General features: G+C 39.2%; 11 protein-coding genes. 10 read left to right on the forward strand and 1 reads right to left on the reverse strand.

Features of this window, described 5'->3' with window-relative positions; all coding sequences use genetic code 11:
- Positions 1-84: 84 nt before the first annotated feature.
- Positions 85-2,421 carry a ferrous iron transport protein B gene (gene feoB / locus LQE94_RS10215; RefSeq protein ID WP_240577635.1) on the reverse strand — a complete coding sequence of 779 codons (2,337 nt, stop codon included), beginning with the start codon at positions 2,419-2,421 and terminating at the stop codon, positions 85-87.
- 205 nt (positions 2,422-2,626) lie between these two features.
- On the opposite strand from feoB, the gene sdaAB reads away from it, so the two are divergent.
- From sdaAB to LQE94_RS10265, 10 genes are all read left to right on the forward strand, one after another.
- Positions 2,627-3,295 carry an L-serine ammonia-lyase, iron-sulfur-dependent subunit beta gene (sdaAB, locus tag LQE94_RS10220; RefSeq protein ID WP_022075149.1) on the forward strand — a complete coding sequence of 223 codons (669 nt, stop codon included), beginning with the start codon at positions 2,627-2,629 and terminating at the stop codon, positions 3,293-3,295.
- Positions 3,296-3,318: 23 nt separating this feature from the next.
- A complete protein-coding gene (sdaAA, locus tag LQE94_RS10225) occupies positions 3,319-4,188 on the forward strand; it encodes an L-serine ammonia-lyase, iron-sulfur-dependent, subunit alpha (RefSeq protein ID WP_240577636.1) in 870 nt (289 codons plus the stop codon).
- Positions 4,189-4,214: 26 nt separating this feature from the next.
- Positions 4,215-5,132, forward strand: coding sequence for an aldo/keto reductase (locus LQE94_RS10230; protein WP_240577637.1), 918 nt, complete (start codon positions 4,215-4,217; stop codon positions 5,130-5,132).
- Positions 5,133-5,267: 135 nt separating this feature from the next.
- Positions 5,268-5,717 carry a transcriptional regulator NrdR gene (nrdR, locus tag LQE94_RS10235; protein WP_022075152.1) on the forward strand — a complete coding sequence of 150 codons (450 nt, stop codon included), beginning with the start codon at positions 5,268-5,270 and terminating at the stop codon, positions 5,715-5,717.
- A gap of 40 nt (positions 5,718-5,757) precedes the next feature.
- On the forward strand, positions 5,758-6,027 hold the full coding sequence (locus LQE94_RS10240; RefSeq protein WP_022075153.1) for an acylphosphatase: 270 nt from the start codon (positions 5,758-5,760) through the stop codon (positions 6,025-6,027).
- Between the two features lie 6 nt (positions 6,028-6,033).
- Entirely contained in the window at positions 6,034-6,753 is a 720-nt protein-coding gene (locus LQE94_RS10245; RefSeq protein WP_240577638.1) for a FadR/GntR family transcriptional regulator, read from the forward strand.
- A gap of 245 nt (positions 6,754-6,998) precedes the next feature.
- Complete coding sequence (locus LQE94_RS10250; RefSeq protein WP_240577639.1) at positions 6,999-8,366, forward strand: GntP family permease; 1,368 nt, start codon at positions 6,999-7,001, stop codon at positions 8,364-8,366.
- 82 nt (positions 8,367-8,448) lie between these two features.
- Positions 8,449-10,194, forward strand: coding sequence for a dihydroxy-acid dehydratase (gene ilvD / locus LQE94_RS10255; RefSeq protein WP_118737982.1), 1,746 nt, complete (start codon positions 8,449-8,451; stop codon positions 10,192-10,194).
- A 70-nt stretch (positions 10,195-10,264) separates the two neighbouring features.
- Positions 10,265-11,329 carry a sugar kinase gene (locus tag LQE94_RS10260; RefSeq protein ID WP_240577640.1) on the forward strand — a complete coding sequence of 355 codons (1,065 nt, stop codon included), beginning with the start codon at positions 10,265-10,267 and terminating at the stop codon, positions 11,327-11,329.
- Positions 11,330-11,351: 22 nt separating this feature from the next.
- A complete protein-coding gene (locus tag LQE94_RS10265) occupies positions 11,352-11,987 on the forward strand; it encodes a bifunctional 4-hydroxy-2-oxoglutarate aldolase/2-dehydro-3-deoxy-phosphogluconate aldolase (RefSeq protein ID WP_240577641.1) in 636 nt (211 codons plus the stop codon).
- The last annotated feature ends 73 nt before the right edge of the window (positions 11,988-12,060 follow it).

The raw sequence follows: 12,060 nt of genomic DNA on the forward strand, positions 1-12,060 counted from the left end.
CGGGGTTTAGTGGCTTTTTGCAAGCAAAAAAGCCACTAAACCCCGTCCCCAACTGGCTCTCCCGTCCCCAACCGGCTCTCGGCTCTAAATTACCATTCCAATCACATGTATGATCCATGCAGCAACCCAGGCAATTACACACTGCCAGATTACAACGCCGACTGCCCATCTGCTGCCAAGTTCTCTTTTAACAGAAGCAATTGCGGCTACACATGGTGTATACAACAGACTGAATACAAGGATGGAGGCAGCAGTTGCTGACGATAATACTGTGCTAATACTTCCTCCGAACAATACACCTAATGTTGATACAACACTTTCTTTGGCCATAAATCCGCTGATTAATGCAGTACAAATGCGCCAATCTCCCATGCCGAGCGGTTTGAATAATGGTACAAGCCATCCAGCGATAATCGCCAGCATACTGTCTGCAGAATCATTTACAAGATTCAAGTGAACGTTAAAGCTTTGCAGGAACCATACAACAATTGTTGCCAACAAGATTACAGTAAATGCGCGCTGTAGGAAATCTTTTGCTTTTTCCCATAATAATTGCATTACATTTTTTGCTCCTGGTAAGCGGTAATTTGGCAGCTCCATTACAAACGGAACCGGTTCTCCTTTAAATAATGTTCCATTGTATAAAAGTGCTATCAGGATTCCGACTACAATGCCTAACAGATATAAGCCGGCCATGATAAATCCCCCTTTTCCAGGGAAAAATACGCTTACAAAAAAGGAATAAATTGGCAATTTTGCAGTACAGCTCATGAAAGGGGTCAGCAAAATCGTCATTTTACGATCACGCTCACTTGTTAATGTACGAGTTGCCATAACTGCCGGAACTGTACAGCCAAAGCCGATAAGCATTGGTACAATGCTTCGTCCAGAAAGTCCGATTTTACGCAATAATTTGTCCATTACAAATGCAACACGTGCTATATAGCCACTGTCTTCCATTAAAGAAAGGAAGAAGAACAAGGTTACAATGATCGGAAGGAAACTTAGTACGCTTCCAACACCTGTAAAGATTCCATTGATTACAAGGCTGTGGATTGCATTATTGACATGGCCTGCAGTTAATGCTGCATCTACAAGAGCTGAAATTTTGTTAATACCAAGCTCCAATATCCCTTGCAGCCATGCACCGATTACGTTAAATGTCAAGTAAAATACAAGTACCATGATTCCGATAAAACAAGGAATCGCTGTATATTTTCCAGTTAGGATACGGTCAATTTTTTCACTTCGGATACGTTCCTTGCTTTCTTTAGGTTTTATAACAGTCTGTTCGCACAAACGCTCAATAAAGTCAAATCGCATATCAGCAATCGCTGCACATCTGTCTACTTCACGCTCAGTTTCCATTTGTTGAACGATATGTTCCAACATTTCAGTTTCATTCTGGTCTAATTTTAACTTTTCCAAAATCAGTGGATCGCCCTCGATTGCTTTTGTTGCCGCAAAACGTACAGGAATATTTGCGGCTTCGGCATGATCTTCAATCAAATGAATGACTGCATGAATACATCGATGCACAGAGCCATCATGGTCTGTCTTATCACAAAAATCCTGCCTGAGCGGATGCTCCTGATATTTTGCAATATGAATCGCATGCATTATCAACTCATTTACACCTTCATTTTTAGCGGCTGAAATAGGAACTACAGGGACACCTAATAAGGCTTCCATTCCATTGACATCGATCGCACCTTGATTTCCGATTACTTCATCCATCATATTTAATGCGACAACCATAGGAATGTCCATTTCAAGCAACTGCATTGTTAGATATAAATTTCGTTCAATATTTGTGGCATCCAAAATATTAATAATTGCCTTCGGTTTTTCATCCAATACAAAATTACGGGAAACAATTTCTTCACTGCTGTATGGGGACATGGAATAAATTCCAGGTAAATCGGTAACTTCTGTATTTGGATATCCTTTTATTGAACCGGACTTTCGATCTACTGTTACCCCTGGGAAGTTTCCTACATGCTGGTTAGAACCGGTCAGTTGATTAAACAGTGTTGTCTTTCCACAATTCTGATTTCCAACTAATGCATAAGTCAGCATTGTGCCGTCGGGCAATGGATTTTCATCTTCTTTGGAATGGTATTTTCCTTCTTCGCCAAGTCCGGGGTGTGCTGAATCTTTAACACTTTCAATTCGTTTATGCTTCTGACTTCTTTCTTTGATTTCTTCAATTTCTATTTGAGCCGCCTCTGCAAGTCGAAGTGTCAGCTCATAGCCATGAATCTGAAGTTCCATCGGGTCTCCCATCGGAGCCAGCTTTACTACGGTTACTTCAGCTCCAGGAATCATTCCCATATCGAGGAAATGCTGACGAAGCGCACCCTCGCCGCCGACATTTTTAATGACTGCGCTCTTACCAATTTCTAGTTCTTTTAATGTCATGTCTTATGTTCATCCTTTTATTTTAGTTAGTTGTTGTTAACTTTTTCTCAATTATATCATCTTTTTTTTAAAAGTGAACTGATTTTTGATAATTTTTCTCATTTATATTCTTATATTTTATTTTTTACTTATTAGAACGACCTTGTTTTAAATCATATTTATGGTAAAATTTTTTATAAATAAAAATTTTACAGGAGGCATAAAGATGTCTTTTATCAGCGTGTTTGATGTTATGGGGCCAAATATGATCGGACCTTCCAGTTCACATACAGCAGGTGCTGCACGTATTGCATTTCTTGCTCAAAAAATGATAACAGGTCCCTTAAAGCGTATTGAATTTATCCTTTATGGATCATTTGCAAAAACTTATCAAGGACATGGTACGGATCGTGCACTTCTCGGAGGGATTATGGGATTTTCTACAGATGATATGCGTATCCGCAATTCGTTTGAAATAGCAACAGAAAAAGGGTTGGAATATGTATTTACACCTAACGAAGAAGAAACCGATATTTACCCAAATACAGTGGATATCATTATGTTGAATCAGGCAGGTCAGCAAATGACAATCCGAGGCGAATCACTCGGCGGCGGGAAAGTCCGCATTTCCCAAATTAATCAAGTCGATGTAGATTTCACAGGTGAGTACAGTGCAGCTATTGTTATCCAGAAGGATGTTCCGGGAGTAGTTGCTTATATTACAAAATGTCTCAGTGACAGACAGGTGAATATTGCTTTTATGAGACTTTTCCGTGAGTCTAAAGGTCATACCGCATATACGATTGTGGAATCAGACGGTATACTTCCGGAAGATATTGCAGATACGATCCGGCAGAATAAACATGTACAAGACGTTATGGTTGTACAGATGTAATATAAATCAAGGAGAATAAAAGTATGGACTTTAAAAATGCAAAAGAGCTTCTTAGATTATGCGAAGAACAAAATTTACCAATCTCCGAGATTATGCGTCAAAGAGAAATTCAGGTTGGAGAACGTGATGCTGCGGAAACAGATAAAAAAATGGCTCGTGTCCTTGAGATTATGAAGGAGGCAGCATGTTCTCCTATACAACACCCAATCAGATCAATGGGAGGTCTTATCGGAGGAGAATCAAAAAAACTCTCAGAACACTTTGCAAGTGGGAGAGGCCTTTGTGGAGAACTATTGGAAAAAGCGATGATCTATGCCATGGCAACATTAGAGACAAATGCGTCTATGGGCCTGATCGTTGCATCCCCTACTGCCGGATCCGCAGGTATTGTTCCGGGACTTCTTCTGGCATTTCAAAAAGTATATGAAATATCAGACGAAGCAATTCGTCAGGTTTTGTTTAATGCAGGTGCCGTCGGTTATCTTGCCATGCGAAATGCAACGGTTGCAGGTGCTGTCGGCGGCTGTCAGGCAGAGGTCGGGATCGCATCAGCTATGGCTGCTTCAGCAGCAGTTGAATTAATGGATGGGACACCAAAACAATGTCTGGACGCAGCATCTACTGTTCTTATGAATATGTTAGGTCTGGTCTGTGATCCTGTCGGAGGACTTGTAGAATATCCGTGCCAGAATCGTAATGCAGCAGGAGTTGCCAATGCACTTATTGCTACAGAAATGACCCTTGCAGGTGTACCACAGCTCATTCCCTTCGATGAGATGCTCGAGGCAATGTATAAGGTTGGGAAACGGCTCCCGGCAGAACTAAGGGAAACGGCTTTGGGTGGTTGTGCTGCAACACCATCAGCATGCGAAGCATGTCATTTATGCCATTAATTATTCAAATACAAGGAGGAATTAACATGAAAACAATAACTTTGAACAACACAAACTTAAGCATTCCTGAAATAGGCATGGGATGTATGCGAATTGTAGAATTAGAAAATGCAGATGCAGTGAAAGGCTGGGTAGATACTGCATTAGAACATGGGATAAACTTTTTTGATCATGCAGATATTTATGGGAAAGGAAGATGTGAAGAATTATTTGGACAGGTACTGACATCATCGTTGAGAGAAAAAATAATCCTTCAGTCAAAATGTTCTATCCGACCGGGAATAGCATTTGATTTTTCGAAAGAACATATTTTAAATTCCGTAGATGGCATTTTAAAACGTTTAAATACGGAGTATCTTGATATCTTATTATTACATCGTCCGGATGCTTTGATGGAACCAGAAGAAGTTGCAGATGCATTTCGTATATTAAAAGAAAGTGGAAAAGTACGTCATTTCGGAGTGAGCAATCAGACACCAATGCAGATGGAGCTTCTTAGTAAATATTGTGATGAGCCGTTACTTATCAACCAGCTGCAGCTTAGTATCGCACACTGTCCGATGATTAATTCCGGGATCAATGCAAATATGTATAATGATAGTGGAATCAATCGTGATGGAGGAGTTTTAGAATATTGCCGTTTAAAAGATATTACGATCCAGGCCTGGTCTCCGTTCCAATATGGTATGTTTGAAGGAATCTTTTTAGAAAATGAAAAATTTGCAGAATTAAACAAGGTAATTGATAATCTTGCAGAGAAGTATAATGTGACAAACAGTGCAATCGCTGTTGCATGGATATTGCGTCATCCGGCAGGAATCCAGACAATTGTCGGGACTACAAACAAAGACAGAATCGCACAGATCAGTAAAGCTTCAGAGATACGTCTGACAAGAGAAGAGTGGTATGCATTGTACATGGCAGCAGGAAATAAATTGCCGTAAATCTAAAAGAGAGAATTTTGCGCGTTCATGATTGAAAAATATAGTAAAATCCTATGACTTATGTTAGACTTTCGTTATAAGAATTTACATTATAAAAAATAGAAAAAAGAAATAACAGGAAGGCGGAGTAAAGAGATGAAATGTCCATATTGTGGTCATCCGGATACAAAGGTAATAGATTCCAGACCTGCAGAAGAGAATAATGCAATTCGAAGAAGGAGAGCCTGCGATGTCTGTGGAAAAAGATTTACAACTTATGAGAAAGTAGAGACGATTCCATTAATTGTAATCAAAAAAGATAATAACCGTGAACAGTATAATCGTACTAAAATTGAAAATGGTATACTTCATGCATGCTATAAACGTCCGGTGCCGGCAGAACGAATTAAAGAGACGGTAGATACAATCGAACTGGCAATCTTCAAACGAGAAGAAAAAGAAATACCAAGTCAGGAGATTGGTGAGATCGTAATGGAAAAATTAAAAGATCTCGATCCGGTTGCATATGTAAGATTCGCATCTGTGTATCGTCAGTTTAAAGATGTTAATACATTTATGGATGAGCTTAAGACGTTCTTAGAGTAATTCAATTGAGACGGACACATCAGGAAGGAGCAGTGATATTATGGGTGAAGTAAGAAAACATATTGTATTTCAAGGCAGGGTACAAGGTGTTGGATTTCGATATACCGCAAAGTATATGGCCCAGTCTCTTGGCTTAGTCGGATGGGTACAGAATGAATGGGACGGAACTGTTACAATGGAAGTACAGGGACGAGAAAATCTTATCAATAAATTGCTGGTCGGATTAAATCATGGGCGCTATATTGAAATCGAATGGATGGATGCGAAAGAGATTCCATTGGAAAAAGAATCTGGTTTTCGTGTGAGGTAGAAAGATATGCGTCAAAATGAAGCATTAGAGAAAAAAACACTTGGTCAAAAAACAGAAGACAGGCTGATGAAATATATCTTGGATCGTCCAATTCAAATCGGTGAGAAGATTCCGAATGAGTATGCACTTACAGAGTTGTTTGATGTAGGGCGAAGCACGATCAGAGAAGCCGTGAAAGGGCTGGTGTCAAGAGGGGTTTTGGAAGTCCGGCGAGGAGACGGAACTTATGTGATCAGTACCAGTTATATGGAAAATGATGTGCTGGGATTTGGCAGAATCCGAGATAAATATCAGCTTGCTTTGGATTTGCTTGAGGTTCGATTGATGATTGAACCAGAGGTTGTGACATGGGCATGCAAAAGAGCAACAGAGGAGCAGATTGATAAGGCAGAACAACTCTGTGACGAGATAGAAAAACTTTATAACCAGGGTGTGGATCATATTTATAAAGATATTGAATTTCATTGTTTTCTTGCCAAGTTAAGTGGAAATGTAGTAGTAGAACGATTATTGCCGGTTATAAATACAGCAGTAGTGACATTTGCAAACATCACATATCGTAGTTTGAAAAATGAAACACTCACAACACACAGGGCAATTGTGAAAGCATTGCGTACAAGAGATGCAGTAGGAGCAAGATGTGCAATGATCATGCATCTTACTTATAACAGACAGGTGATTATAGAATTGTTAGAAGAACGAAACAAAAATACATCTGATGTTTAAAAGAAAAGAAAAACGTATTATAAAGATTAATGGTGAAAATATACAAAAATAGTGCTGTTATTATTGTGAACAGCATTATTTTTTTGCACTTTTTGTGAAAAATAAAGTATATACATCATATGTATTGAAAGAAAAACAAGGGTTGTTATAATGAAGTCAAGTTCAGATAAGACGTCAGATTTGAAAAGCTGAAAAGGATATTTACAGAAGAAATTGATTGATGAAAATTAGAGGAGGAAGATGAAATGAGCGAATTTGTAGCATCACCGGAACGTTTGATCATAGGAGCGTTGCTTGGATTTGCAGTATTATTGTTTTTAATTATTAAAGTGAAGATTCAGCCATTTATAGCAATTATGTCATCAGCATTGATTATTGGACTGGCGGTTGGAATGCCATTTAACATGATAACAGATACGATTGCTGAGGGCGTGGGGACAACACTTCAGACAATAGCTATTTTGATTGGTTTAGGGTCCATGTTTGGAGCCATTTTACAGGTATCAGGCGGTGTAGAGGTTATTGCAGATACCTTGCTTAAAGTATTTGGTGAGAAAAAAGCACCGTGGGCACTTGGAATCACAGGATTAATTGTAGGAATGCCAGTGTTTTTTGAATCAGGATTATTGATTTTAATCCCTGTTGCATTTGGAATTGCAAGAAAAACAAAAAAATCGGTGTTCTGTTACTCAATTCCATTATTGGCAGGTCTGGCAATCGGACATGCATTTGTACCACCGACACCGGGACCTGTTCTTGTAGCGGAAATGTTAAATGTAGAACTTAGTTATGTAATCATGCTTGGAATTATTATTGGGATTCCTGCAATGATTTTAGCCGGACCAGTCTTTGGTAAATTTGCCGGAAATAAATTCCATTGTGAAGTACCGACATCTTATCTTGAAAACGAAAAAGAAGCACATGAGAAAGAAAATGGAAAAAGACCAAACTTCTTCTTGATTGTCAGTATTATTTTGTTACCACTGTTTTTGATTATTTTAAATACATTATCATCTGTGATTCCATTTATGAAACCGGTACAGCCTGTACTTGAGTTCTTAGGAACACCGGTAATCGCATTACTCTTATCTACAATTTGCGCAATGCTGTTTTTAGGATTACCTGGAGGATTCGGAATCACAGAAATTACAACAGTAATGACAAATTCATTACATTCTTGCGGAAATATCATTTTGTTAATTTCAGGTGGCGGAATGTTGAGATTTATTCTTCAGAATTCCGGCATTGGAGAAGTATTTGGAAATTTCGTAGGTTCTTTGCCATTACCAATGGTGTTGGTAGCATTCCTTGTAGCAGCGGTTGTAAGAATTTCTGTCGGTTCAGCAACAGTTTCAATGACGATGGCAGCAGGAATTATCGCATCTATGCCTATGGTAGCAAATTTAACACAGCTTCAGCTTGCTACACTTACAATCGCTATCGCAGCAGGAGGAACAGCGTTCAGTCATGTAAACGATTCTGGATTTTGGCTTTCAAAGTCATTATTTGAGGTAGATGAAAAAACAAATTTAAAAACTTGGACAGTAATGGAAACAATTGTTGGATTAGTTGGAATCGTAGGAGCTACAATTGTATGGTTTATTGTTTCATAGAAATCTTGTCGAAAAATTGTAACAGTTGATAATAGGAAAAATGGGTAGCAGAACAGAAATACCCAGGATAGGAGAATATATCATGGAATTAAAGAGTCAGGAAATGCGTAAATTAGCACCAGAGTTAGATCCTCTTCGTATTGGTACAGGTTGGAAAAAAGAGGATTTAGATAAAGTACAGGTAATGGTAGAAAGCACATATGGAGACAGCCATCCTGGAAGTGGTCATTTAAATATTTTAGTAGAAGAAGTAAGAGCGGGTGTTGCTGAAGAAGGTGGATTTGGAGCAAGATATTTCTGTACAGATATTTGTGATGGGGAAAGTCAGGGAACTGACGGAATCAATTATAGTCTGGCAAGCCGAGAGATGATTGCAAATATGATCGAGATCCATGCAAATGCAACACCATTTGATGCAGGTGTATATCTTTCAAGCTGTGATAAAGGAGTACCGGGAAATCTGATGGGCCTTGCACGCGTGAACATTCCGTCTGTTGTTGTTTTGGGAGGAACAATGAACGCAGGACCAGAGATGCTTACATTAGAGCAGCTTGGAATGTACAGTGCAAAATATGAACGTGGAGAGATTGATCAGGAAAAACTGGACTGGGCGAAATGTAATGCATGTCCAAGCTGCGGTGCATGTTCATTTATCGGAACTGCATCTACAATGCAGATTATGGCTGAGGCACTTGGACTGGCTTTGCCGGGAAGCGCATTGATGCCTGCAACCAGTCCGGATCTGCTTGCATTTGCAAGAGAGGCAGGACGTCAGGCTGTGAGACTGGCAACAATGGAACATATGCTTCCATCTGATATTGTGACGATGGATAGTTTTGAAAATGCAATTCTGGTTCACGCAGCAATTTCAGGAAGTACAAACTGCTTGTTGCATATTCCGGCAATCGCACATGAATTTGGAATTGAAATCACAGGAGATACATTTGACAGATTACATAGAAATGCAAGATATCTGTTAGATATCCGTCCGGCAGGAAAATGGCCGGCAGAGTGCTTCTATTATGCCGGTGGTGTGCCTGCAATCATGGAAGAAATCAAAGAACATCTGCATCTGGACGTTATGACTGTAACAGGCAAAACACTTGGAGAAAACCTTGAGAAATTAAAGAAGAATGGCTTTTACGAAAAATGTGATAAATGGTTGCAGGAATTTAACAAGCGTTACAATGTAAATGTAACAAAAGAGGACATTATCCGACCATATGATAAAGCAATCGGAACAGATGGAAGTATCGCCGTTCTTCGAGGAAACCTTGCACCGGAAGGCGCTGTAATTAAACACACAGCATGTCCAAAAGAAATGTTTAAATCCGTGCTTAGAGCAAGACCATTTGACAGCGAAGAAGAATGTCTGGATGCAGTATTAAAACACAAAGTACAAAAAGGAGACGCTGTATTTATCCGATATGAAGGACCAAAAGGAAGCGGAATGCCGGAAATGTTCTACACATCAGAAGCAATCAGCAGTGATGCAGAGCTTGGAAGAAGCATTGCATTGATTACAGATGGTAGATTTTCAGGTGCTTCTACAGGACCAGTAATCGGACATTGTAGTCCGGAAGCGGTTGAAGGCGGTCCGATTGCGCTTGTTGAAGAAGGCGACCTGATTGAAATTGATGTGATGGAGAGAAAACTTAACATTATCGGCGTCGCAGGGGAAAGAAAGACGATGGAAGAAATTGATGAGATTCTGAAAGAACGTCGCAAGAACTGGAAACCGAAAGAAATGAAATATAAAACAGGCGTCTTAAGAATGTTCAGCCAGCATGCAACAAGCCCTATGAAAGGTGCATACCTTGATTTTTAAATAAGAATTGTTTCTGAAGAAGATACTTTTGTGGATAAAAGAAAGGAAACGAATGAAATAGGTGGAGTCTATGAAAAAAATAAAAAAACATCGATTTATTACGATGGGGGAAATCTTACTTAGATTGACTCCCCCTGATTATGAGGAAATAAGACAGGCAAGCAGTTTTGATGTCAGATACGGAGGGAGTGAGGCGAATGTTGCCTTATCCCTCGCAAATTTAGGTGCTGATGCATCTTTCTTTACAATCGTTCCGGACAACAGTCTGGGTAAAAGTGCAATTCAAATGTTGAAAATGAATAATGTAAATTGTGAATCTGTGATTTATTCAACAGTAGAGGAAACACCGACGCATCGACTGGGAACATATTATTTGGAAGCCGGATATGGAATTCGTCCAAGTAAAGTCATTTATGACAGAAAAAACAGTGCAATCACAGAGTATGATTTTGGAAAAATTGATTTTGAAAACTTATTAGATGGTTACACTTGGTTTCATTTAAGTGGAATTACGCCTGCACTTGGAGAAAAATGTCAGGGCATCATTTTAAAATGCATGGAAATTGCAAAAGAAAAAGATATGGTAGTCAGCTTTGATGGAAACTTTAGAAGTACACTTTGGAGTTGGGAAGAGGCAAGAGCATTTTGTACGAAATGTCTTCCATATATAGATGTTTTGTTTGGGATTGAGCCATATCATTTATGGAAAGATGTGAATAACCATGAGCTGGGAGATGAAAAAGATGGATTATCTTTGCAGCCGAATCTGGAAGAACAAGATGAGGTGTTTCAGAAATTCTGTCAGCAGTATCCAAATTTAAAATGTATTGCAAGACATGTAAGATACGCGCATAGTTGCAGTGAAAACAGTCTGAAAGCATATTTATGGTTAGCTGGAAAGACTTACGAAAGCAATCAATTGCGTTTTCAGATTTTAGACCGTGTCGGCGGTGGGGATGCCTTTGTAAGTGGAATCATATATGCACTTATGAATGGATATTCGCCGGAAGATACAGCAAATTTTGGTGTCGCAGCAAGTGCTATAAAACATACAATCCATGGTGATGGTAATATTACAGATGATGTTTCGTTAATTAAACATGTGATGCAGATGAATTTCGATATTAAAAGATAATGTGAGAAAGGAAAAGTGAGAAATGAAAGAGTTATATGAGCAGTTTCATAAATTGGGTGTTGTGCCGGTAGTTGTGATAGATGAGGTAAAAGATGCAGCTCCACTTGCAAAAGCACTGGTAGAAGGCGGACTTCCTTGTGCAGAAGTTACGTTCCGTACAGAGGCGGCAGCAGAGTCCATTAAAGTAATGACACAGGCTTATCCGGAAATGTTAGTCGGAGCCGGTACAGTATTGACTACAGAACAGGTAGATGAAGCAGTAGCAGCTGGTGCAAAATTTATTGTAAGTCCAGGCTTTGATCCAGAAGTTGTAGATTACTGTCTTGCGAAAAACATCCCTATCCTTCCGGGATGTGTAACTCCGTCAGAAGTTGCGCAGGCAGTAAAACGTGGTTTAAAAGTTGTGAAATTCTTCCCGGCAGAACAAGCCGGCGGACTTGCTATGATCAAAGCAATGGCAGCTCCATATCATCAGTTAAAATTTATGCCGACAGGTGGAATCAATCCAAATAATTTAAAAGAATATCTTGCATTTGATAAGATACTCTGCTGTGGCGGAAGCTGGATGGTAAAAGGAGAACTTGTAAAATCAGGTAACTTTGAGAAAATCAAAGAGCTTACAAGAGAAGCGAAGGAGTTGGCCGGAGTTTATATTTAGTTCATTAGATAGCTATACGTTCCTTACAAAAAATTGATATAAGAATTTTTGCTCAGATTCCATGAGCTGGAGA

This window comes from Mediterraneibacter sp. NSJ-151 (assembly GCF_022487435.1).
In the GTDB taxonomy this organism is placed as follows: domain Bacteria; phylum Bacillota; class Clostridia; order Lachnospirales; family Lachnospiraceae; genus Schaedlerella; species Schaedlerella hominis.